This is a genomic window from Neptuniibacter sp. QD34_54, assembly GCF_047778055.1.
Lineage (GTDB): Bacteria > Pseudomonadota > Gammaproteobacteria > Pseudomonadales > Balneatricaceae > Neptuniibacter.
Genome location: NZ_CP180546.1, coordinates 997,035 through 1,023,779, shown reverse-complemented (window position 1 = coordinate 1,023,779; position 26,745 = coordinate 997,035). Strand labels below are relative to the sequence as shown.

28 protein-coding genes are annotated in these 26,745 nt (G+C 42.4%); 16 read left to right on the top strand and 12 right to left on the bottom strand.

Features of this window, described 5'->3' with window-relative positions:
• Window positions 1-320 precede the first annotated feature (320 nt).
• The 4 genes from ACMXYP_RS04440 (at window position 321) to ACMXYP_RS04425 (ending at window position 2,992) form a co-directional block, all read left to right on the top strand.
• Complete coding sequence (locus tag ACMXYP_RS04440; protein WP_415883807.1) at window positions 321-809, top strand: Lrp/AsnC family transcriptional regulator; 489 nt, start codon at window positions 321-323, stop codon at window positions 807-809.
• A gap of 281 nt (window positions 810-1,090) precedes the next feature.
• A complete protein-coding gene (locus tag ACMXYP_RS04435) occupies window positions 1,091-1,669 on the top strand; it encodes a hypothetical protein (RefSeq protein ID WP_415883806.1) in 579 nt (192 codons plus the stop codon).
• Window positions 1,670-1,750: 81 nt separating this feature from the next.
• Window positions 1,751-2,260 (top strand): hypothetical protein, encoded by a 510-nt coding sequence (locus ACMXYP_RS04430; RefSeq protein WP_415883805.1) that lies wholly within the window; start codon window positions 1,751-1,753, stop codon window positions 2,258-2,260.
• Window positions 2,261-2,335: 75 nt separating this feature from the next.
• Window positions 2,336-2,992, top strand: a complete 657-nt coding sequence (locus tag ACMXYP_RS04425; protein WP_415883804.1) for a hypothetical protein — start codon at window positions 2,336-2,338, stop codon at window positions 2,990-2,992.
• Window positions 2,993-3,181: 189 nt separating this feature from the next.
• On the opposite strand, the gene ACMXYP_RS04420 is transcribed toward ACMXYP_RS04425, so the two are convergent.
• The 5 genes from ACMXYP_RS04420 to ACMXYP_RS04400 form a co-directional block, all read right to left on the bottom strand.
• Window positions 3,182-3,406 carry a DUF3817 domain-containing protein gene (locus ACMXYP_RS04420; RefSeq protein ID WP_415884640.1) on the bottom strand — a complete coding sequence of 75 codons (225 nt, stop codon included), beginning with the start codon at window positions 3,404-3,406 and terminating at the stop codon, window positions 3,182-3,184.
• A gap of 368 nt (window positions 3,407-3,774) precedes the next feature.
• Window positions 3,775-4,725, bottom strand: coding sequence for an MBL fold metallo-hydrolase (locus ACMXYP_RS04415; RefSeq protein ID WP_415883803.1), 951 nt, complete (start codon window positions 4,723-4,725; stop codon window positions 3,775-3,777).
• Window positions 4,726-4,746: 21 nt separating this feature from the next.
• On the bottom strand, window positions 4,747-5,721 hold the full coding sequence (locus ACMXYP_RS04410; RefSeq protein ID WP_415883802.1) for a DMT family transporter: 975 nt from the start codon (window positions 5,719-5,721) through the stop codon (window positions 4,747-4,749).
• 14 nt (window positions 5,722-5,735) lie between these two features.
• Entirely contained in the window at window positions 5,736-6,455 is a 720-nt protein-coding gene (locus ACMXYP_RS04405) for an HAD family hydrolase (RefSeq protein WP_415883801.1), read from the bottom strand.
• A gap of 14 nt (window positions 6,456-6,469) precedes the next feature.
• Window positions 6,470-8,140, bottom strand: a complete 1,671-nt coding sequence (locus tag ACMXYP_RS04400) for an FAD-dependent monooxygenase (protein ID WP_415883800.1) — start codon at window positions 8,138-8,140, stop codon at window positions 6,470-6,472.
• A 119-nt stretch (window positions 8,141-8,259) separates the two neighbouring features.
• On the opposite strand from ACMXYP_RS04400, the gene ACMXYP_RS04395 reads away from it, so the two are divergent.
• Window positions 8,260-9,165, top strand: coding sequence for a LysR family transcriptional regulator (locus ACMXYP_RS04395; protein ID WP_415883799.1), 906 nt, complete (start codon window positions 8,260-8,262; stop codon window positions 9,163-9,165).
• On the opposite strand, the gene ACMXYP_RS04390 is transcribed toward ACMXYP_RS04395, so the two are convergent.
• The 5 genes from ACMXYP_RS04390 to ACMXYP_RS04370 all read right to left on the bottom strand — a co-directional run bounded on the left by ACMXYP_RS04390 (window position 9,166) and on the right by ACMXYP_RS04370 (window position 12,486).
• Window positions 9,166-9,957 (bottom strand): AfsA-related hotdog domain-containing protein, encoded by a 792-nt coding sequence (locus tag ACMXYP_RS04390; RefSeq protein WP_415883798.1) that lies wholly within the window; start codon window positions 9,955-9,957, stop codon window positions 9,166-9,168.
• Between the two features lie 42 nt (window positions 9,958-9,999).
• Entirely contained in the window at window positions 10,000-10,851 is an 852-nt protein-coding gene (locus ACMXYP_RS04385; RefSeq protein ID WP_415883797.1) for an SDR family oxidoreductase, read from the bottom strand.
• Window positions 10,848-11,372, bottom strand: a complete 525-nt coding sequence (locus tag ACMXYP_RS04380) for an SRPBCC family protein (protein ID WP_415883796.1) — start codon at window positions 11,370-11,372, stop codon at window positions 10,848-10,850. Before ACMXYP_RS04380 ends, ACMXYP_RS04385 begins: the two co-directional genes overlap by 4 nt.
• Window positions 11,373-11,721: 349 nt before the next feature.
• Window positions 11,722-12,015, bottom strand: a complete 294-nt coding sequence (locus tag ACMXYP_RS04375) for a DUF3817 domain-containing protein (protein WP_415883795.1) — start codon at window positions 12,013-12,015, stop codon at window positions 11,722-11,724.
• A gap of 57 nt (window positions 12,016-12,072) precedes the next feature.
• Entirely contained in the window at window positions 12,073-12,486 is a 414-nt protein-coding gene (locus tag ACMXYP_RS04370) for a group II truncated hemoglobin (RefSeq protein ID WP_415883794.1), read from the bottom strand.
• Between the two features lie 330 nt (window positions 12,487-12,816).
• Between ACMXYP_RS04370 and ACMXYP_RS04365 the strand changes: the two genes are divergently transcribed.
• Window positions 12,817-13,017: a tautomerase family protein gene (locus ACMXYP_RS04365; protein ID WP_415883793.1), complete on the top strand. Its 201-nt coding sequence runs from the start codon at window positions 12,817-12,819 to the stop codon at window positions 13,015-13,017.
• Window positions 13,018-13,202: 185 nt separating this feature from the next.
• Here ACMXYP_RS04365 and ACMXYP_RS04360 read toward each other — a convergent pair whose 3' ends face one another.
• Window positions 13,203-14,150 carry an NAD-dependent epimerase/dehydratase family protein gene (locus tag ACMXYP_RS04360; protein WP_415883792.1) on the bottom strand — a complete coding sequence of 316 codons (948 nt, stop codon included), beginning with the start codon at window positions 14,148-14,150 and terminating at the stop codon, window positions 13,203-13,205.
• A 305-nt stretch (window positions 14,151-14,455) separates the two neighbouring features.
• Between ACMXYP_RS04360 and ACMXYP_RS04355 the strand changes: the two genes are divergently transcribed.
• The 9 genes from ACMXYP_RS04355 to ACMXYP_RS04315 all read left to right on the top strand — a co-directional run bounded on the left by ACMXYP_RS04355 (window position 14,456) and on the right by ACMXYP_RS04315 (window position 24,784).
• Window positions 14,456-15,505: a glycosyltransferase family 4 protein gene (locus ACMXYP_RS04355; RefSeq protein ID WP_415883791.1), complete on the top strand. Its 1,050-nt coding sequence runs from the start codon at window positions 14,456-14,458 to the stop codon at window positions 15,503-15,505.
• The gene (locus tag ACMXYP_RS04350) at window positions 15,502-16,401 is read left to right on the top strand and encodes a hypothetical protein (protein WP_415883790.1); all 900 of its coding nucleotides are present in this window, start codon (window positions 15,502-15,504) and stop codon (window positions 16,399-16,401) included. Before ACMXYP_RS04355 ends, ACMXYP_RS04350 begins: the two co-directional genes overlap by 4 nt.
• Window positions 16,319-16,810 (top strand): hypothetical protein, encoded by a 492-nt coding sequence (locus tag ACMXYP_RS04345; protein ID WP_415883789.1) that lies wholly within the window; start codon window positions 16,319-16,321, stop codon window positions 16,808-16,810. The genes ACMXYP_RS04350 and ACMXYP_RS04345 overlap by 83 nt, the downstream gene beginning before the upstream one ends.
• A 185-nt stretch (window positions 16,811-16,995) precedes the next feature.
• Complete coding sequence (locus ACMXYP_RS04340) at window positions 16,996-17,964, top strand: DUF4114 domain-containing protein (protein ID WP_415883788.1); 969 nt, start codon at window positions 16,996-16,998, stop codon at window positions 17,962-17,964.
• 203 nt (window positions 17,965-18,167) lie between these two features.
• Window positions 18,168-19,616 carry a lipopolysaccharide biosynthesis protein gene (locus ACMXYP_RS04335; protein ID WP_415883787.1) on the top strand — a complete coding sequence of 483 codons (1,449 nt, stop codon included), beginning with the start codon at window positions 18,168-18,170 and terminating at the stop codon, window positions 19,614-19,616.
• Between the two features lie 2 nt (window positions 19,617-19,618).
• Window positions 19,619-20,983: an O-antigen ligase family protein gene (locus ACMXYP_RS04330; protein WP_415883786.1), complete on the top strand. Its 1,365-nt coding sequence runs from the start codon at window positions 19,619-19,621 to the stop codon at window positions 20,981-20,983.
• 133 nt (window positions 20,984-21,116) lie between these two features.
• The gene (glmS, locus tag ACMXYP_RS04325) at window positions 21,117-22,922 is read left to right on the top strand and encodes a glutamine--fructose-6-phosphate transaminase (isomerizing) (protein ID WP_415883785.1); all 1,806 of its coding nucleotides are present in this window, start codon (window positions 21,117-21,119) and stop codon (window positions 22,920-22,922) included.
• Window positions 22,919-23,650: an acyltransferase gene (locus ACMXYP_RS04320; protein ID WP_415883784.1), complete on the top strand. Its 732-nt coding sequence runs from the start codon at window positions 22,919-22,921 to the stop codon at window positions 23,648-23,650. The genes glmS and ACMXYP_RS04320 overlap by 4 nt, the downstream gene beginning before the upstream one ends.
• Window positions 23,651-23,662: 12 nt before the next feature.
• A complete protein-coding gene (locus tag ACMXYP_RS04315; RefSeq protein WP_415883783.1) occupies window positions 23,663-24,784 on the top strand; it encodes a glycosyltransferase in 1,122 nt (373 codons plus the stop codon).
• 68 nt (window positions 24,785-24,852) lie between these two features.
• Here the strand turns inward: ACMXYP_RS04315 and ACMXYP_RS04310 are convergent, their stop codons facing one another.
• The gene (locus ACMXYP_RS04310; RefSeq protein ID WP_415883782.1) at window positions 24,853-25,164 is read right to left on the bottom strand and encodes a hypothetical protein; all 312 of its coding nucleotides are present in this window, start codon (window positions 25,162-25,164) and stop codon (window positions 24,853-24,855) included.
• 342 nt (window positions 25,165-25,506) lie between these two features.
• On the opposite strand from ACMXYP_RS04310, the gene ACMXYP_RS04305 reads away from it, so the two are divergent.
• On the top strand, window positions 25,507-26,640 hold the full coding sequence (locus ACMXYP_RS04305) for a beta-ketoacyl-ACP synthase III (RefSeq protein WP_415883781.1): 1,134 nt from the start codon (window positions 25,507-25,509) through the stop codon (window positions 26,638-26,640).
• Window positions 26,641-26,745: the final 105 nt, after the last annotated feature.

Below are 26,745 nucleotides of genomic sequence, written 5' to 3'. Positions count from 1 at the left end.
AAGCCTAAACGGCAAAACCCGCTGTCAGGCGCCTTTGGGGAAGCAATGACAGCGGGAAGTTTTTCAGTAGACACTTGTGGTATCAGTTTTTGAGTTAAAGATTCGATAAACCTTCGTAGGCTGGCAGCGCTCACTCATGATGATTACCCCCTCACATACTGATTGATATGTGATTTGTTACCCCTCAACCGATGAAGAGAAGTTTATAGAGGTACATGCGCAATTACCGATCTAAAAACAACTATATTTCGCCATTTGCGCAACAAAACAAAAGCAAATAAACTTAACATACACAATTAATTGCGCACAAAACAAAAACCATGAAATCTACTGTCAATTTAGACCGCTTCGACTTAAAAATATTGCGAGAATTACAGGAAAACGGCGACCTTTCTAATCAGGAGCTAGCCGAGCGCGTTGGCCTTACCGCGGCCCCTTGCTCTCGCCGGGTAAAGCAGCTAGAAGAATCCGGCGTTATTCGTGATCGTGTGGTCCGTCTAAATGAACGCGCAATCGATCTAAACCTTATCGCCATCCTGCATATCAGCATGGATAAACATATCCCCGAACGGTTTGAAGAGTTTGAACGCACCATTCAGTCCCTACCGGAAGTCATGGAGTGCTACCTGATCACCGGCCACGACGCCGACTACCAGTTAAAAGTGGCTGTGGCAGATATGGACTGTTACCACGATATTTTGCTCGGCAAAATCACCCGGATAAAGGGCGTAACTGGGGTTAAGTCGGCGTTTATCATGCGTAAAGTGGTAGATAGTACGGCGATGCCTTTGGGGTATGTTGGGGGATAGGACGGCTTCGCCTACAGCTTTTAGGACGCTGCGCTAGAGGACGCCACTACGTGGCTAGAGGAAAAGATCTAAGTGGCTAGATGTTAGTGGTTAGACAAGGATAAAAGTACGTAACAAAGTACAAGTGTCATAACCATTATATATCGCTATATTTTCTTATTAGCAGGGAATGCTAACTGTTAAGGCTTCGCCCCTTTCGATAGCATCCCCCTCTTTATAAACTTTACTTGCATCTCTAACGCGCAAGTTTTTATATACATATAGCATCAAAAAAAGACAACATGATAGACACAGAAAAGGAATATGACTCTCTCAGGCAAGATATTCGCCAAATGAGGTCACAACGATTGGTCATATTTGGCAGTTCAGCCACCATTATATCTGCCATGCTAGGTTGGCTAGCTTCAAAACCTGATTCAATTAATCCAGCTATTTTGGCTGGTTTGCTATGCCTATTAGTTTCTGGAGCAACCTTACTCACTAGTTTATTTCATTTACTCGCTGCACGGGCGGGAACATATATTATGATTTTTCATGAGAAGCAAAATTCAGATATTGGCTGGGAAAGGCGCCATATGCAATTTAGAGACGATACTCCTTTTACCAACCTACAAGTAGCGTTCTCTATCCTCTACGGTTTATTACTAATGATGTCATCAATTGTTCCTTTTTTAATCTCCAACGTAAAAACTAACAGTCAAACATCTCTTATATTTTTCACGTCATGTCTTCTTATAGCTCTGGCAACATTATTAAATTTAACAATGAAAAAAAATCATGTCGAAAAATATAAAGCAGCTTGGAGTGAAATTCTAGAATCTGAAAATTTAGCAACATCATCAAAGACAATTAATGAATAAAATGTAGATTAAAGGGATCAAAGCATTTTTCGCTTATTTTAGTAACTATTACCTCATCTTTTATGAAACCAAGTTGTAAAAATGTCCAAGAAATTAACAAATGAGTTATTCGAGCAAGCCCTTTTCAATGAAGATGAATTAGGCTCTGTAATTAAAGCACATTTACATATCGAGTATCTTATAAATGAGGTATTAATACTTCTAGCCCCATCCCCACAACATATCAATAGTCTCAAATTGGATTATGCTGGCAAAATAACATTACTGTGTATATTAGGAATGAACCCTGAATTTAAACCTATGCTCTCAACTCTCGGCACAATGAGAAATAACTTTGCGCATGACCCTTTTTACAAATTAGATAAATCGACTGTAAAAAATCTATACAACTCTCTACCGCCTGTAGATAAAGAAAATTTCCATAACGCAGTTAGAGAAACAAGGAATTCAGAAGAGCATAGGCATGTTAAACCATACAAAGAATTATCCCCCAGAGACCAATTTATTTTGATAGTCGTTGTAATTCGTACGATTATTTTGAAATTAAAGGATCAAGCAAGACTAAAACACAATGGATTAAAGGGTTCATAGCCCTTTTCCTTTTTCCGAAAAAGCCCAGGCTCATACACCACGTCTACTTTAAGTATCAGAGCTACAAGGATAATTATGTCGCATCAAGAATCCAATGAAAGTATCCCACTTGATGAAGAGTTAGGAAGCTCTTCAAATGGATTAATTATTTCGAAAAGCATTAAAGCTTTTTTGACTGTATTTTCTATTCTAGTGATGTCGGGCTGCGTCTATTTGGTTTACAGGTATACAGAAGCACCTGAAACATTTGCATCTCCGAAAGAACTTGGGGTGAGTAGCGTATTTCTGTTTTTTACCACTCTATTAATCCTTATATGGATTCCTTGGGAAAAACTAGGATTAAAGATTACGAAAATTGGTGGCATAGAATTCAAGGAAATAGTGGCTGAGCAAGCATCAGAAAATGCAGAAGAGTTTGGTTATTTCGAGAACAGAATTGAATTCCTAGAGCAAAAAGTTCATAGCATGAATGAAGTCGATCAGCTTATGGAATCATTCCACAATCCTGAGCTTAAGAATTTACTATTAGATTTCTTAACAAAATATCAAAAGTGGTCATTCTCCCCTTCTCGAATCGTTGCATGGGGTGCTCAGCAGCAAGGATTTTCTGCCTTATCAAATTATGAACACCGTAGAGTAAAAAGTGCATTGCAAACCATGCTTACTGAAAATTTGGTTGAAACTAGATTAAGCAAAAAAGGAAATACACTTTACCGTATAGCAAAGTCATAGAACCTCAGGGTTAAAGTAAGTAGGGTGTAATAGCGGAGCGTATTACACAAATCTGGGACCTTGACGGTGCAATACGCTTCGCTATTGCACCCTACAAATCTTCCACCCTGTAGTGCTCAAATAAAACTGAGCACTACAGGGTGATCGTTGCTTTATCTTTCCTCTGCCAAATTCGGTGGTATCGCCTCGCTATACCGCCGTTGTTTCCTTTTCTTGCTGGTTGCTCTGCTCTAATTTCCGTAGGTAGATCTCAGCTGGAATAAAGGCGAATGGGATTACCGATGCTAGCATCAGACCTAGCTGTTGCTTTGAGGTCCAGTTTTCTTTGTGAGAGATATTCAGCACCTGAATCACGTAGATCATAAACAGGATGCCGTGGGTCATGCCAAGTGTGGATACATAATCTCGGCTGATAAACCCAAGTGTGACGCTTAAGATGGCGATGTAAGAGAGGCCTTCGAGAAGGCTGACGATGAGATTATAGGGGTCAATGAGATTATAAGGGTCAAAGCCCTTTAATCCTAAAAAAGCGAAGCCTGCTTGAGTTCGTAGTCCTTAACTAAACTCTCGGTTGGGATGTTCAGGCCTTTATGTAGCTTTCGGATAATAAGAATCAGAGGGTCAGTTCTTGTAAGAATCAGAGGGTCAGTTCTTGCATTGTGCATTGTGCACCGTCGCCCTTTTATAAGAGAAAAGTTTAAGTTAACTGGTGTCTTTTCCTTCTTTTCAGGCAGATACAAGAAAGGGGCGCGATTGCGCCCCTATTTATCTAACAGTGATTTCTAGTTGCTTAGTGTGCTTTTATGGCTGTTGTACAATCCGTAAACGGAGTACTGCACCATATAAGGGTAGTTATAGTCTGGAAACGCATTACTGAAAATATCAGCAATCGATTTGTAGCGATCACTTGGGTTGTTATAAGTCCCTTTATCTTCTTGTATAAACGTTTTAACGAGTTGATCTGCTTTAGTTAGATAGCTCGTTTGAGCGGTCACTGCATCTTTTACTTTTACAAATTCACCTCGGCCTCCGTAAATTTTAGCGTTTGGAAAACCCGCACTCAGTGCAGGTAGTTCTGCAAGGGCTGCATTCCAAGCCTTAATATCTGGCTGAGGCGCACCATTAATCAAGCTACCTTCCAACCAAGCATGCGCTTTATGATGGACTAAATCGCCCACAATCAAATCACCTGTTTGGTCAATACGTGCCACCAGCTGTTTAGATGCCACACCTGAATTCTGTAATTCAAATAGACTAATCGTTTCACCCGATTTTAGTTTTAATTGATGCGTTTTATTAAAGGTAACTTTTGCGTTTTCAAACGCTGGATAGCTATCCTCTGTAAAGCTCTTCATTGTGTTTACCCAGAAGTTTTTCTTATAGGCATGAACACGTGGCATCGCATCAGCAATCGACTGACTTGAGATAGAGTTAATCCCTTGAGCATGTAGATAAGCAAGTCCATTAAACTTATCTGGGTTGGGATGTGTAACTACGACCTGAGTGATTTTTGAGTCGGTTTCCTGTCGAATCTGTTCAACCATTTTTTCAGTAAATGCAGGGGTAAACTGAGTGTCAAACATGACGACTTCTTTGCCATCGTCATAGAAAAAAGTATGTGTATTAAAGCCTGTAGCATCAGAGGTATAGACTCCAAGTTCCCCAGCTGCAGCAGTGAAACTCATAAGCGATGCAAGTACTGTAGAAGCGGTCATTAATTTAGTCGTTTTCATTTTGATATCCTTTTCATTGTGTTAGACATTAGTGTTTGCGTTAGCAGTTTTGCCAGTTGGTGAACTAGGTAATTTAGATTTGATATTAAGAGGATTTTTAATCCGATAAGCTTGAAACAATAAGGCAGCCACAACGAGTAAGGTGCCAATCGTTTCGATGGAAGTGGGTGCGATCCCTCTATAGGTGCTAATAAGCCAAGCAGATACTGGTACAAGGTTTATAAATAAGATGCCGTTGTGCATACCTAAATTTTTGACACCGAAGTTATACGCCAAAGCAGCGAGTACGGTTGATAGAATGACAACGAATAGCATTGAAGGAGCTGATGCAATTAGATTTTCGGTACTTGGCAATTCCGATACACCTAGTACGGTTAGTAAACCAGCAAATAAAGCAATAAACGGAACTGCTGTAAGAGTCGTAAATGCCGTATATTCTAGTACTCGAATATCAGAGATTTTCTTTTGACCACGAGTGTAGAATACCCAACCTAATGTCCCGATAAGAGCGATTAAATCGCCTAAAATAGGTGAAGCATTTGAATTGGAATCAGCACTCCACACACCTGAAACTAAGCTCACCCCTATTATCGCTAATGTACTCACCAGCCATAAGGAGTTGTCAGCTTGCTGACCATCTAAAAAGCGGCTGACTAATAGTGCCGTAATAGGAATCGTCGCCATAATAATGGCCCCATGAGAAGGCACTGATAGGCTTAAACCGACAAAAACCATTGTGCCAAATACGCCATAGCCCAAAATGCCGTACAGACATAAAGAAGGCCAATTGCTGCGCAAAATTTCCCAGCGGGGCTTGCCGGTCAGTAAAAGTAACGCCATGACGAATACAGTTGCCAGTATGTATCGCACAGCTGTAAACCAATATGGGTCTAAATAATTGAGGGCGTCTTTACCTATATGAAAAAGAGCTCCCCATGAGACTGTCGCAAAAACTAGAGCAAGCGCAGATAACCCGGTTCGACTTGTCGAATTCATGATGATCTCCTGTTTTATACGTGAGACAGTTGATGGTCTGGGCTTTTTTGCTGAGGCTGAATAATTTCCCAACCCTTTCGCTTCGCGAACGTCTCAAGTTCAGGATCCCCCGCCACTATTTTTGCTAGACCTACAATCTCTAACATATGTACATCAGAAATATGGTCGCCACACGCCATACAGGATTCTAGGTTTAGATTTGTTTCTTCCGCGTAGTTTAGAATCGCAAGTACTTTGCCATTGCCAATTAAACTACTTTCTATTTCGCCATTAAGTACGCCTGAATCGGAGCACGTATGAGTTGATAAGCAGTCATTCAATGAGAGGTACCGACTAATAGGAGCCAATATCTCTCTACTTGAACCAGAAACAGCAACGATTTGATAGCCATCACTTTTTAACTGATTAATTAAGTCGATAGTGGGTTGAATCCAAAAGTTATCTCCCATTTTTTCTAACGTATCGATAAACCAGCTTTCAGCTAATTGCTTTACTTCGATGAGATCCCTACCTGCAAAGCTACGATAGAATTCCCGATTAAGCTGCTCTCTAGTTAATGAGCTTTTTCTACTTTCTAAATGTTCTAAAAACTCATGTTTTGAAGAGAACAGTCCTGTTTTCTTTGCATGGTCGTAAAAGTAAGACTGGAAAGAAAACATCGATTTAAAATTGAGGATGGTTTCGTCCATATCAAAGAATGCAACGCGCAAACTATTTGACTTATTAAGAGGCATTTTTGAATCCTTTCTTATGCGGCTTTAAGCTGGTTTGTGATGTTTTTCAACAAGCCAGTTTCGGTAAAATATTCTGTTACCGAGTCCTGCTCCCAGTTATTTTGAGTTAATGCACAAATGCCATCAGGTCTAACGAGCAAAGAGGCTTCATGTCCATTTGCCGCAAGATTACACATACTGCCTAAACGGTCTTCGACAAATTGGATGGAAGATGGAAGCTTGCTAATTTCGTTTGATTTAGGGGCAATGACCATTATTTTTATAAATGGAATTTGGTTTACCAACGACTGTTTTATCTTGTGCAGATGATTGATCGCTTTATCCGTTAGGTGAGGTGTCACCAATACGAATGTAAATTCCGGGCCATTAAGAAAATCACAGATAGGGCTATAGCCTTCATCTTGCGGAATCCATGCATGAGGGAAGCGCTCACCAGCTTGTGGAATTTGGTGCCCTGATTTGCCGACCAATAGTGATTCAACTGAGTATTTTTGCAACATCCCAGCCATTAGCTTTGGTAATGTGTGTTGTACTTTATCGGTATTATTCATACACAATGTAAAGCACTTACGCAGCAGACGCTTATGCCAAGCGGTTGATGTTATATAGTTGGTTGTTTTGCTCGTAACTTTAGCTACTAAGTCAGCAATAGCTTGTCGTTCTGTTTGGTAACTATCAATCAGAGTAAGGTCTCCCCAGCCCTTTTCATAAAAAGCGACCTTCCAGCCAATATTGAAAACATCCTGAAATCCAGTATTGAGCCCTTGAGCTCCGAGAGGACTGAACAAGTGGAACGAGTCACCTGCCAGTAGGATTCTGCCTTTTCGTACTTGGGCGGCACAACGATGGTAAAAAGGAGCGCAGGTTAGCCATTCAGGTGAATGCAGCTTAATGCCACCGGGGCCATTTCGGTCAACTATCGCTTGTAAGTCTTGTAGTGTTGCTACGGGTTTATCAGTTTTTTGAAAATCCTCGTAACGGTTTTCTGTTTGAGCAATGACGCGATGCATTCCGTTTGGCATTGGAATTAAAAGCAAATAACCGTGTTTCGATAGGAAAAATTGAAGATGGTCTTTATCACCATCCCAATCAATTTTGATGTCCCCCAACATAAAGCCTTTTTCATAGCTCCCTCCTGGGAAAGCTATATCAGCCATTTCCCTCACTGAGCTTCGGCTACCATCTGCCCCAAACAACCAATGGCTAGTAACCTTTTGCTTTTCACCATTCGGCAAGCGTATCACTACTTCGGACAGACTATTCTGACCTTTAGGACAACCACAATCTTCAATACTGATGATTTCAGTTTCCCACTCGACACTACCGCCTAGCTCGATAAAACGTGCGTGTAATGTACTTTCAGTTTTACTTTGAGGCAGACCTAAGACAAATTCGTAAGGCGAACCAATGTTTTCAAAGCTTGCGGATAGTGTTTTTTGATTAGATTCAGATATTGAAAATTGTGTAAGAGGTCGGCCTTGGCTAACCAACTTATCCGCAATGCCAAGAGCATGCATTTGCTCAAGTGTTCTGGAATGAATTCCAACGGCTTTAGAGAAAGGCGTCGTTGTGCTATTTTTTTCGATAATACGTACATCTAAACCTTGTAATCGAAACATGCAGCCAAGCGCCAGCCCTACAGGTCCTGCTCCAATGATAAGTATTTGGCTATGTGTAATTTCCATTTTTTCGCTCCTTGTAAAATAAACGAATGTTCTGTTAAAAGAACATCTCTGCTGTGTTGCTTGCGTGGTAAGGATTCCCTAGAATCCTCGACTTAATCATTCAAAGGACCTGAAAGATCATGCGCACACTAAGTTCTGTGGATTTGAACTTACTTAAAGTTCTTTCCTCCGTTTACCGTCACCGCAACTTAACTAAGGCCGGTGAAGATATCGGTATGTCTCAACCCGCGGTAAGTCGAGCAATGGATCGTTTGACGCATCTATTTGGAGAGCGTCTATTTGTACGAATCAATGGTGAGATGAAACCAACACGTACAACTGAATTAATCATCCCGCAAATTACCCAATCCCTTTCTCAACTAGAAAACTCTCTAAACCTTCCAAGAGCTTTCGACCCTGCGAGCATTTCTGCTAACTGTAAATTTGGTTTTAACGATTATGGTTTGACGCTAATTTTTCCCAAATTGTTAGATACAATTCGGGAGCAAGCTCCCTCTTTAAACCTATCTGCTGTCTCAACCTCGTATTCCGACGCTTCATGTATGATTCATAGCGGTGAAATCGACTGCGCCATTGTTTCCTCTCTACATAACAGTGAAAACCTTGTGGCAGACCCTGTTTTTAATGAAGACTATGTTGTGATCTCAGGTAAACAGTATTCATCTGAATCTCCCATGGATCTCAAAACCTATCTTGAGTACGAACATATTTTGGTGTCTTACTCAGGTAAAAATGTGGGCTGGGTTGATGAAAAACTTCTGGACTACGGAACCCAACGCACTGTGGCAGCTTCCGTATACAGCTTTGCAACTGTTCCCAACATTCTTCAACGCAGCCCATACTTATGTGCATTACCCCGTCGTTTGGCCAAACACTTTAGTAACCACTATGCGTTACGCATTCATGAATTACCTTTTGAAAGTAAAAAGCATACTTTTTATTACGTAAGGCCAAAGCATCTAGTTAATAATGCTATTTCGAATTGGATTCGGGACCTTTATCTAGAAATATGCAACGACATGTAACTAAACAGCTTCGGATAAACAAGGTGTTAATTGTGGGTTTAAACCTTGTGATTCCAATGCAAACTTTAGAGATTCCTCTGCCATATCCCTCTCCTTCTTACTCAGATTTTCATTTAGGATCGCTGTATACTTTACATTTACCGTGCAGATACTCTCCCCGTTTTGAATAAAATCAATATCTGTCGTAGCGGAGAAACGCTCATCCTTTATTGATTTAACAGAAGTAATATCAAAGTTTATTTTTGTTTCAATTGGAAATGCGAATTTTTTATAATTAACATCCATATTATTAATTACAAAGTAATAGCTTTTATCTTTAGAAAGGTAAAATTTTTCAGTAACTGCAAGAAAAGACTGCCTAGCAGCTTCAATTAAAACCATGCCTTGAATATGATGACCCGTAGTGTGATCGGCCATAATTTCACAATCATCATCTAACCTTAGCTGCATAGAAAATTGATTTTCACCAACCTCCGACGGGGATGATATTAATACATTTTTTCTATTAACTTTATGAGCCTGGCTACGACCAGCACGAACTGGAGATGTTTTATCTTCGATGAATACGATCTTTAAATTATTTTCAACATTAGTACTTTTAAAAAACTCAATCCAGCTTTCAGATAACCCTTGCCCAAACACAACAACTTTTGGCATCGGAGTTTCTTTATCATACCCTTCCATGATACGAGCAAGTTTTGATGCAGTAATCGCACCTGGGATAGAGCCAAAACAAGTAAATTTATCACCAACTACGATCAGTGACTTTTGTTCCTTTAAGATTGCGTTCATCATTTACTCCATTAATTGATTGATATTGTTAAAATAAAATACTTAATTTGTCTGAAAATTATTTTGAATAAATTGGTCAATTGTTGTCACTGTAGTCCCCGTTTCAGCTTTAATATTATGAGAAAGCACGGCTGATCCTAAATTTGCACGATAGACCTGAAATAGTTCTAAGAATGCTTCACTCAGCCAATCACTCAATCCACTTGCAAGCATTGATTCTTTGGCTGTAGATTCAGTCACATCAACAAACTCGACTGAAGAGCCTGTCGCATTAGATAGCTTAGAAGCTATCTCTGTGTAAGAAACTGCGTCAGGCCCCGTAATGTCTATGCTACGATTAAACTCATTAGTGCAAAGAGCGGAAACAATCACAGCAGCAATATCTTGTGCATCAATGAATGAGATCTTCCCCGTACCTGCAGGAGCATAAATGGCCCGATTTTGGACGATTGATTCATAAGAACCCATTAAGGTCTGCATAAATAGGTTAGGGCGAACAAAGATGTAATCTATACCTGAAGCTTTAATAAACTCTTCGATCTTATAATGAGCTTTTGGCAATCGAATCTCTGCATCAGGCCCAGCACCTAAACCGGAAAGTTTAATAATCCGTTTAACCCCATTAACTTTTGCTGATTCAACAATATTTTTTTGTTGAATTTCCATTTCCTCATTGGCTGGCGTAATAAGAATTAAGCCTTCAACACTATCAAAGGCTGAATTAATATCATTAGGATTATTAAAATCGGTAACAAACACATCAACATTACCGATCCATTCGTCTGGAATATTATTTTCATCACGTGTAGTCACCCGAACTGGTATTGACTCTTTAATCAGCATATCCACCACATGAGAACCTACGTTACCTGTAGCACCAGTTACTAAAATCATGTTTCACTCTCCATTTTATTATTTTTTAACAACTCATCCATTCCATTTATTCCATTACGGAATAAATCAGTCAAAACCGATTTCAACTTTGATTCTTTTTCTGATTCAAAAGTAACATTCCAAATCAATTTGGATTTATTTCCTTGAGTAGGAACTACCTTTAAAATCGACATATAATTTTCAAGATCGACTGGCCCGTACTTTATGCTATAACTAAATGTCTTATTTTTAGCGGAATAAGATTCAAGCCGTTCAGTAAAGACAGTTTTATCCTTCATTGTCACAAACCGATATATGCCATCTTCTTTTTCTGTAACCAGACAGTCTTGAACAAGTGATTGCCAAAGTTTAATTGAACAAAAAGTACCGATACCATCCCAAACTTCGTTAGCAGGATAATTAAACTCATGTTCAATATTTATTGATTGCTTTTCATTTACCGCATGAGAAAAAATTGAAACTGAAGTCAAAAAAGCTCCAATCAATATTCTTTTAATGGTTTCTCTTTTTCTAATATTCATTTCTTTGCCAACGCTCTAAAAGTTAAATTTATGTTAGCGGTGAAGGTAAACGATAAGAAATGAAAAAAATGTATAGTTACTATTCAGGTAAGTATGGAGAGGGGTTACATCTTGAAATTTAACTTTTTTCTCTAAGTAGCTCCGAGAAAAACCTACTTTGCACCCTTCGAATAGACCGTTTCGTCTATACCTTAGGGGACTTGTGCTTGAGGGCGCCACTTCGTGGCTAGAGGAAAACTAAACTTTGTTAGCTTGAACGTATCTTCAGCTAGGTGGTTAATAAGACCAAAAAGGATTCAAGGAACTAAACCCCTTTAATCCCTTGGCATGGTTTCATTCAAACTTTCTCTCAAGCCGTAGTCGCTTGTTGCTTATGCTGCTCTACTTTCCGTAAATAGATTTCAGCTGGGATAAAGGCAAATGGGATTACGGATGCTAGCATCAGGCCTAGCTGTTGTTTTGAGGTCCAGCTTTCTTTGCTGGAGATATTAAGGACCTGAATCACATAGATCATAAACAGGATCCCGTGGGTCATGCCGAGTGTGGATACGTAATCTCGGCTAATAAAGCCAAGTGTGACGCTTAAGATGGCGATGTAAGAGAGGCCTTCTAGAAGGCTGACGATGCGAAGTAGTTTGATCATTAAATAAGCTCAAAAAGTGGTAAAAATTCTTCTAAAGAAAGCTTTGCTGCAGGAAGTTTATCTACGGCAGGCTTGGGTAATTCTTTCTGCGGGAACACGTAACTGCTCGATAAGATAAACCTTAAACGGTTCTTCGTAAGGTTGTTTCGCAACCGCTTTTTGCATACATAGAATCCACGCTTCACTCTCCTCGGGCCCGATAGGAAAATGGCTGTGGGCATGGGGAATACGAATAGAACCGTAGTTTTGAGAAAAGAGCTTAGGGCCACCTAACCAGCCGGATAGGAAGTAGGCAAGTTTCTTTCGTGATTCGGTAAGGTCGTCCGGGTGCATTTTACGAATGGTCTGCGCCTCTGGCAGTTCATCCATAAACTGATAAAAGTCATCGACCAACTGAGTTAGACCAGCTATCTCACCTGCCATTTTGTAGGAGTTGTCGTTTACACCGTATTCACAGCTGGGAGTATCCATCAGTAATCACTCGGGCTCTTGTTTATATTCGTGCTTTCTCAAATTGCGCAGTATTTTAGCAATTTATCCAGTCCAAAACCTGTCGCTTATTTTGGAGAGTTAGTAACAAATCTCGATGTATTCCCCTTTTATTTAAAGGGTTACTAAATTGGAAATGCAATTTATCAAAGAGAGAGGTGTAACGCTCTAATACCTTAAGGTTCAAACCTTCATCAATAGAGCTCCCTCCCTGTCTATGCTACCTTGCTTGGTGTACTAACTTGAAGATGTTGCTTTACCGATAAAATGTATCTGTAAATTCAACCCAACACTGATAACTGTGAGATTTAAATGCCCTATGTAAATGTTCAAGTCACCAAAGGTGTCACTCGAGAGCAAAAAGCAGAAATTGTTAAAGACATTACTGGCTCTCTACAAAGGGTACTCGGCAAAAAACCTGAACATACCCATATTGTGATCCAGGAAATTGAAGAAGAGGATTGGGGATTTGCCGGTATGCTTACAGATGAATGGAAAAAGAGCCAATCATAGTTACTCATTTATCAATCGTCTTAAACCGCCCTACTACAGGCTTTCTGGGCGGATCAGGGGCTCATCACTTTATCAAATCTCAAACACCCTAAATAAAAAAGGTAAGCCCCACTTTAAATCTGATCTCTGCACAGTATTTAAAGTTAGACTTACCAAGTTCGCTGGAAGAAATCTGTTCTGCCGTTTTAACCGGTTTGTTTTAAAGAGTTCTCTTTCATCGCTTCAACCGTAAAGGCCATACCTGTGCCTAAGCCAACATCTGCACGTAACCCTAGTCTTGCTGAAGCGCGACTTGGATCGCCTAATGAAGTTGCGATATCACCGGTTCTGGCAGGTTTATGTTCTATGTTCACGTCTACTCCAGCCACCATCGATAGGGTTCGTGCTAGCTGCAAAATTGAGGTGGATTGTCCGGTGCAAACATTAAACACCGATGCTTCGCCTTTTGTGTTTTCCATGGCTGCGATCAGATGTTTCACCACGTCGGCTACGTAGGTAAAATCGCGGGTTTGTTTACCATCACCGAAGATCGTAATGGGGAGATTGTTAAGAATTCGGTCGATGAAGATGGAAATAACCCCAGAGTAAGGTGAAGAGGGGTTTTGACGGGGGCCGTAAACATTGAAAAAACGCATCCCCACGGTAGATACCTTATGGTTTAGCCAAGCAACTCGGGCATGATGCTCACTGCCTAACTTATCAGCACCGTAAGCACTGATAGGTCGAGGGGCTGATGTTTCATCTAAAGGAATAGTAGCGTTGTCACCATAGATTGCCGCTGATGATGCATAAACTACAGGGATAGAGTCTTTACTACCGCTATGTCGCGCTGCTTCGAAGACATTCACACTACCCTGCTGATTAACCTTATGCGTGCCAACCCAGTCGGAATTTGATTTTTCTACCGATGCGATTGCCGCTAAGTGAAAGCAGCCATCCATCTCTGACATTGCACCTTTAACAATGGCTAAGTCGGCGACATCACCCAATACAAGCTCTACCTGATCGGGTAAATAGTCCACTACACCTGTTGATAAGTTATCCAATACTCTGACTTGATGACCTTGTGCTAGTAAGGCATCTACTAAATGTGAACCAATAAACCCACAGCCTCCAGTGACCAGATATTTCATAGTATTTCTCCTTACTGTTGAAACCAATTTGCTTGATGTATTGGTTACAGCAAGAAGCCAGCCAAAATATTTATCCTTAAATTTCAATAAGTTAAAAAACAACCCAAAAGCACAGCCTCATTTTGTTTCTCAAAATGCGAAACATTTCTGCAAATTGCGTTAATTAGCCTGATTTTAAAGCCACTCAACCCTGCTTAGAGCTACTGAATCAGCTAACCAGCTGTTTTTGCTAAAGAAGCTGATGAATGGCCTAAGCCTTGCTGATATCTAGATAAACAATCTCAGCGATACAGGAGGAAGGAATTATGTCTATTCATGACTGGCTTATTTATCAACTGGTTGATAGTCGCCACCAAGGCGGAATCGAGAGCCATGTTCTTAACCTCACTCGTTGGTTAAATCAGAACGGCTACCGTAGCGAAGTTATATTTATGCGAGACTTTGGCGCGCACCCTCTTAAAGATAAGCTAACGAAGGAAGGGCTACCCTATAGATGCTTAAGCAACTACCGAGAGCTGTATAAGCTACTCACCCATTCCCCCTGTATTGTGAACACCCATGGTTATAAAGCTGGGATTATTGGGCGTATCTTCGGAAAATTAACCTCTACACCGGTGATCTCAACCTTTCACTCGGGTGATCTGGGGAAAGGGAAATTAAGGTTTTATAGCTGGCTGGATTACAGCACATCGATTTTAGCTGACCGTGTACTCAGCGTAAGTGATGAAATCTCTTCTCGGCTGCCTATTACCTCTCACCAGATCGCTAACTTTGTTGCCCCTGCCAAACTGCAAACAGAACGCGGTAAGGCTGTCGCTTTTGTCGGCCGACTCTCCGACGAAAAAGGGCCTAAAGCTTTTGCTCGAATTACAGAACAATTACCTAAGGAAATCCCCTGCCATGTTTATGGCGATGGACCACTTAAAGCCGGTTTAGAACGCGAGTACCCCCATCTCGACTTCTTCGGTCAAGTAGAGATGGATCAATACTGGGACAATGTAGGCTTGCTCTGTATTTCGAGTAAAAGCGAGGGCCTGCCTTTAGTAGCACTGGAGGCGATGAGCCGAGGCATACCTGTTGCCAGTTATCGGTTAGGTGCTATTCCAGAACTTATCGAAGACCATAAATCTGGCTGGTTAGTGAATACTGGTGATGAAAAGACGCTAGGTAGCGTAATTGCCAACTGGTGGACTCAGTCGGGTACAGACAAGGCCGCTATGTCGATCGCAGCTCACCATAGAATCTGCAAATACTACAGCGATAGTTTTGTCATTCCTTCGATTCTAGAGATCTACGCACAAGCAGCACATCACAAAGGCTTCATAAACCTGAAATTTGACAGGAGAACATTATGAAGAGTTTGGCTGCAACAACTTCTACAGAAACACTGTTCTTTCCGTTAGTAACCTACTTAGCGGTGATCAATGCCCTGTTGCCAGAAGTGATTAGGACTCTCTTAAGTGAGCCGTTCAATGCCGCAGTATTTAACGGCTTAGGCCATAGCTTTGTTGTTTGGGTCGTACTTTTTATCAGCATGAGACTGACCTTAGAAGTGCAGTTTAGCAAGGTAAAAACGACGCCGGTTTATATCTATGCTGGCATTTTGTTATGCAGCTTACTACTGATACCTAGCGCCTTATTGAGTTGGCTGGTTGCCGCTGCATCTGCTTGGTTATGGTTACGACACCCTATGCAGGAGAAACACAGAATTGCAGCCACGATCCTTTTTGCAATGGCAATTAGGGAGCCCTGCTGCCAACTCAGTCTGACGTTATTTGCCAATCAGATCTTAACCTTCGATGCCTGGTTTAGCAGTCTGTTCTTACCCCTATTTCAGATAGAAGCCGCTGTTGCAGGAAATACCATCGTGCAAGCCAACGGCTTTAGCTTACTGGTCCTCACAGGCTGTTCGGCATTTACCAATATGTCTCTAGCGCTGTTGCTGTGGTTGACCCTAAGTTTGTTAAAACATGGTGATCTTGAGCGAAGAGATATTAAACATGCAGTTATTTTAGCCTTAGTTGTGCTGACCATTAACGGGCTTCGCCTATCCGCTATGACGATCAATCACGCTTGGTACAGCTTTTTACATGATGGCTTTGGCGCAACCGCCATCGAAATATTCACCTTTATTGTGACTTTAATCTGCGTTCGTAGGAGAGATAACTATGAAAATGGCCATTCTACTTCCACTGGTGCTCATTTTATCCACCAGCTTGTCACTCGGTTTAAAAACATTAAAAACCATTAATATCGGTACTCAGGAAGAACAAGCCGGAGCTGTTTCGCTAGATATTCCCTCGCTTCGATACTTGGGCACGATCGAAGCTGCAAACCAAGGCCCCTATAAAGTCAGCGGTTTTCAGGATCAACAATGTGAAGGTTCAATTGCTCTGCTTCCTCTGTTTAGGAATGCCGAAGGTAGCCATATTCTGAAACGCCTGATTAAGGCAGAAGATAATCGTTTTGGCGTTATTTTCAGAGGAAAGATCTACCCTGAATTCCCACAACTGGATTACACCATCGACCGCATAAGAACTGGCGTCTCCACGTTTATTTATTCCACCGAATCTACAGCGACTGCCCAACCTGCGGTTTTGGCTTTTATCGAAATTGGTGGTTGTCAGATTGCAGAAAAGGTAGCACGCATCAATGTTTAGTGCCGCTTTCATAATGCGAAAATTTATCAATTTGAGAGTCATTTAAAAAATGATCAACGACACAAAAACTTTCAAAACACGCAAATTCAATAAGTTACAAATTCAAAGCATATGGAACAACTCTTGCTGCAATTTAATTAGCTCTATCAGTAATACCTTTAATGCATGCAGGTATGGGAGGAGATATGAAACATCAAATACGAAGTATGGTGTTCACAGGAGTGATGATTTCTATCGCGCAGAATGCCCTAGCCGCTGAGGATGAAACAGATTCCTTAGTAAACATACAACTTGAAGAAGGACTGTTAACTGAAGTTCAAACTGCACTGCCTGAGAGTACAGTTGCTAATCAGGAATTTTTGGATACATCCTATGACCCTAATTTAACTCTACAAGAAGATGCGCATATCTCTATAACCTTTCTAGATGAAGGAGCTGGATATCGAAATTCTCTAGGTTATTTTACCTTCACCGATGATGCGTTTGATGGCTTAACCTTTGGAGACATCGATTTGGATGGCTCTGGTCATATCGGTATATCTGAATTACAGAATCTATCCGGTATAGACACAGGAATGATCTTTAACAATGTTTCAGAACAAGGAGGGGGAGGTAGTTTACTTTCAGGTGATACTGTCACACTTGGAGGTGCAGAAATCACTAATATCGATGGTACAAATTTTGACATGGAAGGGGGCACTGTCTTTGAAGCAGGTACTAATGTCGGTTTCTTCCTCCTTCAAAACGCCTGGGATGGCAGCCAAGTAAAAGGCTGGGACTATACCAGCTCTGATCCTTTAGCCATGTTCACTATCGATTTCTTAAACCCTGAGAATGATAGCTTTGCAACTATCGATAATGCAGATGAATATTCTCGCCATGTTGCCATGATGAGCAGTCTATCTGCTGAAGATGATCTCATTTTAGGCTTTGAGGATCTTGTAAGACCTTATGGCGACAATGACTTTAATGATGCCGTTTTCAGTATCAGAACAGACCCGGTAACCGCTTTGTATGCAGACGTTCCGACAACTGAAACCGTTATCAGTATGCAGGCGGCACCTGCACCTTCACTGGGCAGTGGTAGTGCGGGTTTATTAACGGCTCTACTCTGTTTTTTCACACTTAGACGTAAACCATTTAAATCAGCATAAGCTGAATACCTTAAAACTACCGAATACGGCCTACGGGCCGTTTTCGCATTTTGCGAATCAAAATTGAAATCCTCTCCTTTTTAAACCGATCAACTGTTCCCCAAAAAACCAAATAGCTGCTAACCAGCTGAATTTAAATACTTTCTCAAATATGGCCTGCAATTCGCTCCAATATTGAGTATCTGAATGAAAGGAGGCTTACCATGTTAAAACGTATAGCTAATTTACCCATCGCAGTTCAGCACAGTCTGATCTACGCTTCAGCCATTGCCCTCTCTAAAGGGTTGGCTTTGATCATGGTGCCAGTCTCTACTCATTTTTTAACTCCTGAAGATTATGGTCGCCTCGATGTTCTGCAAACCTTGGCTGACCTACTAAGTATTGTAATCGGTATGGGACTAGCTGAAACCTTATTCAGGTTTGCTGGCAGTGCCGACAATGAGATCGAAAAACGTAAAGCCAGTGCCAATATTTTTGGTATGGCGATCTGCCTTGGCGGGTTAGCGCTCATTTTAGGGCAGCTATTTGCTGGCCCTATCAGTCGATTGCTTCCAGGGGATATTGCCGAACTGGATACGCGCCTCATTCTCGCTAGCTTATCCATGGTTGGTACCATTTTAATACCCCTCGCATGGCTGCGTATGTCAGGTATGGCTTGGTCGTATCTAATAGGAACGGCAGGTCGAGTAGCATTACAGGTAGCGATTGCTGTACCGCTACTGTTTATGGGTTTCGGCGTGACAGGGGTGCTTTGCGCAACGTTAGCCTCTGCCATTTTGCTGTGTAGCTGGCTGATCCGGAAACAATTGAAAGATACGGGAATTAGCTTTGAGTTTTCACGCTTTAAAACCTATTCCATTTACGGTGGGCCACTGATCTTCGTAGGTATATCTGGCTTTGTTTTAGGTAGCTTTGACCGTTGGATTTTAGCCGATGCTGTAGGTACAGCCGAAATGGCACAATATGCCCTTGCGGCTAAATTCGGCCTGATTACTGCAGTATTGATTCAACCATTTGATCTATGGTGGCATGCCCGTCGTTTTAGTTGCCTTAAAGAAACCGACGGCAAAATCAGATGTGCCAAAATCGGAAGTTTAGGCGTAATGATCGCCATTATTGCCGCACTGTTTATCGCTGCTGCAGGACCTACTATGGTCCGACTCTTAACCCCTTCAAGCTATCACGACTCAATCGTTTTTATCCCTTGGCTTGCCGCCTTAGCTGCTGTGCATAACATGACCTCAACACTCGCCTTTGGCGCGATGAGCGAAAACACCACTGTTCGCCCAGCGATGATTGATGGTGCTGCAGCTTTTATCGCACTTGTCGCCTATTTAACCTTGATTCCAATTTTCCATGCTTGGGGTGCTATTGCAGCCACTTGTCTGGCCTTAGGTAGTCGCTTAATCGCAACCTATTATGTAAGCCAGCGGTCATTACAGCTGCCATACCAATTGCGCCGCCTGTTATTCACAGGAACTGTAGGAGTACTTTGTATAAGCCTGATTTCATCTGCACCATTAAGCTGGTCAGTGTTACTGCAAAACTGCGCCATCATTTTTGGCTTTATCGCTACAGCTACTGTAGTGGGGCTGATTCCTATCCCGAAAAAAGTTCTGAGTATGACGACTCAACTACTAGATAGGTCATAGCGATGAATTTTCGAGTAGAGGGCAATGGCTCACAAATTTTAGTAGCACTCACCTGCATAGGTTTGCTGACTGCGGCTTGGTATCTCGTACCTCATCCTGCAGTCAGTGCCATTGCTCTACTACCACTGATGGTCTTGATTGGTTTACGCCTGCCCTTCTTGCTTTGCTTAGCTTTTATCGCTTTCTCTTTCTTTCGATTGCACGAGGTCTTTCCTCAGCTCTATCCACTGAAAATTCCACAACTACTCGCCATCGCAACACTGGGTTCTCTTTCTATTAACCTCATTACAAAACGCATTCAAGTTTTCTGGTGCCGAGAGCAATCTCTGTTTATGTGTTTTTTCTGCTTGGTCGTCATCGGTGCCGTGTTAGCAACCAACAGAGATGCCGCACTTACTTCACTAAACGGAACCTATGTAAAAATTGCACTCATGCTGATAGCGATTAGTTGGCTACTACGACAGGAAGCTCAGTTTAAAGTTCTGATCCTCAGCATGATGTTGTGTGGCATCGCAGTAGGCGTGATGGCGCTTTATAACAAGCAGATGGGACTGGAGCTTGTTGAAGGAACACGTGTCACAATAGGCCGTAGCATCGGCTCTATGCTAGGTGACCCGAATGACCTATCCCTGGTACTTTTATTTCCAGCTAGTTTTGCTTTAGCCAGCTTTATGACCCCAGGCTTTGGTAAAGCGATTAAACTGCTGAGCTTGTGTGCATTTCTTACGGTATTTTGCGCCATTATCGCCACTCAAAGCCGCGGCGGTATGCTAGGCATTTGTGCCGTCGGTGCTGTATTTGCTTGGTATAGAGTCAAAAATAAAATGCTGCTGATTGGTGCTGGTATTTGTGCACTGAGTATTTTATTTGTAATTGCGGGGGTGAGTGATCGTGCTTCAGGTGGTGCCCACGAAGAAGGTATTGATGAATCAGCCATGGGTAGGATCTATGCTTGGCAAGCAGCAATGGGCATGGCGATTCACCACCCAATTACTGGGGTTGGTCTTAATAACTTTATCTCCAACTACTTCGAATACAGCCCCCATTGGGATGGCAAAAACCATGCAGTTCACAGCACCTGGTTTGGCGTCATGGCCGAGACCGGGATACTCGGCTTCATCCTATTTATCGCGATAATTAGCAGTATTGCCAAAATAAGTCTGACAACCGTCCAGCATTTCCGCCCAAAGCCTAACCAACCTTACTCACCTGTTCTTTATGCCTGTGCCCAGTCGGTGCAAGCTGGACTGGCCGGTTTTTGTATTTCTGGCACCTTCCTCACTATGGGTTTTACTTGGCCTATCTACATTCTTTTATCTGTCGCAATCGCCCTTTCTCAATATCAAAAACGTCAATTAACAAAGTGATTCGCATTTTGCGAAAAACAGATTCAAACCCTCTCCACACAACACCTAACTCATTGAATTTAATAGATTTAACAAATGGCACAAGTCCTGCAAAACCTAGATATGACTTTAAAAAATCTGCAGGAGATTAGGCATGTGTGGAATAGTAGGCTCGATTAATCATAACGACATTGTCCCTGAGCTATTACAAGGATTAAGTAACATCGAATATCGCGGATATGATTCTGCAGGTATCTCAATACTTGCACCTAATGGCATCACTACCGTCAAACGAGAAGGGAAACTACAGCAACTCAAAAACCAACTTGATCAGATGCATCTATCTAGTTGTGCAGGAATTGGCCACACCCGATGGGCAACCCATGGTAAACCCAACGAACTAAACGCGCATCCCCACTCCAACAATGATGTTGCGGTGGTCCATAATGGCATTATTGAAAATTACATCGACTTAAAACAATGGCTACAAAGTGAAGGGTTCGTCTTTCAAAGCCAAACAGATACTGAAGTTATTCCTCATCTGATCAGCCTGTTTTTACAACAAGGCTATGAGCCTGAAAAAGCACTTAATCGTGCACTCTCTCACCTTCAAGGCGCTTTCGCATTAGGCGTACTTTTTAAAGAAGATGAGCAACATGTTTATGCTGCGCGCCGGGGTAGCCCTCTGGTCTTAGGTAAAAGTGAGCAAGGTATGAGTTTAGGCTCAGACTCTATGGCACTCAGTGGTTCTCCAACTCATATTCTGTATTTAGAAGAAGGGGATCAAGCTTGTTTGGATCGTGAAGGGTTCAGTCTAGTCGACTCATCAGGCCGTATCATTAAACGAGAAATGCAGTTATTCGAAGCAGAAGACCACTCTCAGGATAAGCAAAACTATCGCCATTACATGCATAAAGAAATCCACCAGCAAGCAGATAGTGTACGTAATACGTTCTATCACACCCAGAGAGTACTCCCCGAGGCCCAGATAGATTTTAACCAAGTCGATAGACTCAATGTCATTGCATGCGGCACTTCCTTTTATGCAGCAATGGTCACTAAATACTGGTTTGAAAAGATTGCTAAATTGCCCGTTGATGTCGAAGTCGCATCTGAGTTTCGCTATCGCTCTCCTCTGTTGAGCAAACAAGGTATCTCGCTATTTATCTCTCAATCTGGCGAAACGGCAGATACTTTGGCAGCACTTCGTTATGCCAAGAAACAAGGTCAAAAAACTATAAGTATTGTGAATGTTGCAGAAAGCACCATCGCTCGAGAGACTGACTTCAGTATACAAACTCAAGCTGGGCCTGAAGTAGGCGTTGCATCAACTAAAGCATTTACTGCCCAGTTAACAGTCTTAGCAACCTTAGCCGTCCGTGCTGCTTTTTGCCGAAAAGAAATTGATCTAAATGAAGCCTCCAAATTAAGCCTCGAGCTTTCCACTATGCCCTCACAGGTTGAGCTGGTTTTACAACAAGAATCCTTGTTCGAGTCTATCGGTGCATCGATGCAAGATTGTCAGGATGCCTACTTTATCGGACGCGGCTCTAACTTCCCTATCGCTTTAGAAGGCGCGCTTAAACTAAAAGAGATCAGTTACATACATGCTGAAGGTTTTAGTGCAGGCGAGTTAAAACACGGTCCTATCGCCCTGATTGAAGAAGGTACACCAGTGTTTGTCATCGCACCTAATGACGATCTGCTGGATAAAACCAGAGCCAATATGGAAGAGGTTATGAGCCGTGGAGGACGCTGTATCTTCTTGGGTGATTCTGAAAGTATCCGTTCTCTTCGAGATCTAGAAGTTGAATCAGTCACACTGCCTAATGCTAACTCAATTGTAACCCCCATTCTGTTCACTATCGCGTTACAACTCATCGCTTATCACGCTGCGTTGGCGAAAGGTACCGACGTAGATCAACCTCGTAACCTAGCTAAATCGGTGACAGTAGAATGAACACACTCCAAGGGCTTAAACAGTGGATAAAAGCAGGTAATCATCCACTGGCCCGTACTTTAAAGACCTGTCATTACACACTGCACAATTTCGAAATACCGGCGGTAAATGTGGTGTTTAAACCCATTCGCATGGGGCACACATTGTGTACTGGATTGCTAAGCGGTATCGCACGGGTATTTTACTGGACACCCATGTTTAAAACTCGCTTAAGCCAAGCAGGCCGACAGTTATACATATACGGTGGTATGCCACTCGTCCAAGGTAGCCTTGAGATAAGTATGGGTGATCGCTGCCGTATATCTGGTCAAACAACCTTCTCCGGTCGATGGAGTGGCACAGAAACGCCACAACTAATTATTGGCAACAATGTGGGTATCGCATGGCAAACCACCATCGCTGTCGGTACTAAGGTGGTTCTGGAAGATAACGTCCGTATCGCAGGCCGTGGTTTTCTAGCAGGCTACCCAGGCCACCCAGTTGATGCAAAAGCTCGTGCCAAAGGCCTTCCGGATACAGAAGATCAGATTGGCGACATCATCCTACGTAAAGATGTATGGCTAGGTTCCGGGGTCACGGTAATGAAAGGAGTCACTATTGGTGAAGGAACCATTGTGGCTGCGGGTAGTGTGGTGACTGAAGATCTACCTCCGTTTGTGATCGCTGCTGGCGTTCCTGCAAAAGTGATCAAACCACTGTCTCAACCTAAACCCTGCAAAGTGGCTTAAAGGAGAGCTCTCATGAATATCGATCTATTAGTTTTTGGTGAGGACTGGGGGGGACACCCCAGTAGCACCCAGCACTTAATGAAGCACCTTTTAGCAGACAATGAAGTTTTATGGGTAAACTCTTTAGGCTTAAGAAGACCAAGGATGAACCTACGCGATATGGGCCGTATCTGGAATAAACTCAAAGCCTTACTCAAGGCACCGACACCGAACCTTTCCGGCTTACACCCCTGCTTGGTCAATCCTATGGCGCTGCCATTTCCGGGTAGCTCTCTTGCGAGAACAGTCAATAAAGAGTTACTCACCAACAAACTTCGCCCTTATCTGAAGGATCAAAGCCAAGCTCCGATTTTATGGACTTCGTTACCCTCTGCTGTGGATGTTGTGGGCAAAATGGGCGAACGCGCTGCCATCTACTATTGTGGTGATGACTTTTCTGCCCTAGATGGGGTGGATCACGCGCCAGTCGCCAAGATGGAAGAGGAATTAGTTAAAAAATGTCAGCTAATTATTGCCGCAAGTCCTAAGCTGGCGGAGAAATTCCCTGCTCAAAAAACCTTGGTATTACCCCATGGCGTCGATTGCGAGATGTTCGGACAACCAGCAGAACGTGCATCTGACCTTCCTGATGGTCCGGTCGCTGGGTTTTACGGTGCGCTAGCAGGCTGGTTTGACCAAGAACTATATATTGAAGTTGCTAGACGCCTCCCCCACTGGACCTTCGTTTTGATCGGCCCTGCGCACACCGATATCAGTTTACTGTTAAAACAGCCTAATATTGTTTGGTTAGGCCCTAAGCCTCATCATGAGCTGCCTCGCTATAGTCAGCACTGGGATGTTGGATTGCTTCCCTTCCTTCGCAATGAACAAATTGAGGCCTGTAACCCGCTAAAATTACGCGAGTACCTTGCTGCGGGTAGCCCCGTTGTGAGTACAGAATTTCCGGCTTTAGACGGTTATCGTGATCTAGTGAAAGTAAGCAATGTTGCAGATGGTTTTGCTGCGGCTATCGAAGAGATTGGGCAAACCGAAAAGCATAGAGAACTAATGAAGGAGATCCGACGTAATCGGGTGAACCGCGAAAGTTGGACTCAACGCGCCGAGGACTTAAAAGAGATGCTGAATAATCTCTAAAAGAAAAGCTTATGATTCTTCAGGGGAAAGACCATCGCGTCTAATTCCCCTGAGAAAGGAGAATAACCTTAGACAATTCTAAGAATCTCCCAATATTGTGAACCGGAGACAATATAAGGCTCAAGCTCCTTACTCCATGCTTTGTGAGCCTCAATATCCCCTAACTTTTGCCAAGATTCATCAAGCTCAGTTAACCCGGAGATAACCACTTCCGAAATAACAACAGACTCTTTCGCTCCTACAGACCCTGTGACAATTCTTACTTTGTCAGAGGTCCATCCTATTTGGCTACCAATCTCATCAAACCAACGAGACAGTGAATCAATGACTGTTTGTTTGTGTCCAAAACGCGCATCTATATGCCATCTTGCAAGCATCATACTCCTTTCCTCCTTTAGAAAAGGTTCCATAGAACGGCGAGTTAAAATGCATAAGTTATTTAACTATCCGATGGACGATCAACAAACCTTCCTGACACACAAACCATAGTGGCTGATCAGATTTTCAGCGAGAAAGTAGCAGTAATCTCTTCGGAATTATTTTCATAGTGAGAAAGGACCGATTGGCAACGGCCATTTTGAAGTTCAACTGAGACAACTGAAGAAAATTGCTAGTAAATAATAACGCTTATGTTAATGGCATAAGCTATGTTTAGCGGGACAATCTAACGTTGGCTTTTATAACGATTGCAGCCCTATAACCTGCCCTGCCGAGACAATTTTATGAATTCGATATTTTCCCCAGTCGTCATTAGCGGTTTCGGTCTTTGGACCCCTAACTACAGCATTAGTAACGAAGAATTGGTAGAGGCCTATAACCAATACGCCGAGAACTATAACCAGCAAAATGCCGATGAGATTGTTGCTGGCAAGTGCGAAGCCAAACCATTATCAAATGCTGAATTTATCGAAAAAGCTTCGGGCATTAAAAGTCGATTTGTCTACCGCAAAGAAGGCGCACTCGATCCAGAAAGAATGCGCCCTTACATTGAACCTAGAAGCAATGATCAGCTTTCCCATCAAGCAGAAATGGCGGTAGCAGCCGCAAGCAAAGCGCTAGTAAAAGCGAATAAAAGCGCGGCTGATATTGATGCAGTGATTGTCGCTTGCTCCTATACCGAAAGAGCTTACCCAGCTATTTCTATTGAGGTGCAACAAGCATTAGGTATTCAGGGTTTTGCCTTTGATATGCTGGTTGCCTGTTCTTCTGCCACTTTTGCTCTGCAGCGGGGCTATGAGATGTTAACGGCAGGTACGGCGAAAGCGGTTTTGATCATTAATCCAGAATTAACCTCACCCCAGAATAACTGGCGTGATCGAGATAGCCATTTTATTTTTGGTGATATAGCTGTCGCTACGATAATGGAGAACGCCGATAGCTGTACTTCAGAAGAGAGTTACGATGTACTAAGTACCAAATCCGTGACGCTTTTCTCCAACAATATTCGCTCTAATTTTGGTTACCTTGCCTACACCAATGATAGCGATCCCTTTGGGCAGGATAAGTTCTTTATTCAACAGGGTAGGAAGGTGTTTAAAGAGGTCTGCCCTATGGCCGTAGAGCACCTCTCGACCCAACTAGCGTCTTTGGGGATTGAAAACCAGCAAGTCACTCGCTGGTGGCTGCATCAGGCCAATATCAATATGAATCAGCTGATCGGTAAAAAGTTATTAGGCCGAGAAGCCTCGCAAGAAGAGGCTCCGATCATCTTAGATCAATATGCCAATACAGCCTCTGCCGGCTCACTTATCGCATTCAACCTATACCAATCCGATCTCAAGAAGGATGATTTAGGCGTTATCTGTTCCTTTGGTGCAGGCTATTCCATAGGTAGCTTAGTGATTAGAAAGCGTTAATTTCGCAAAAGATACCGCTTCCGGAATACCTCTCAAGCTTATTCTCATTTTGAGAATCAGCTTGAGAAAAACCTCAAAAAGCCTAGTTCACCTCGCCTAAACAGC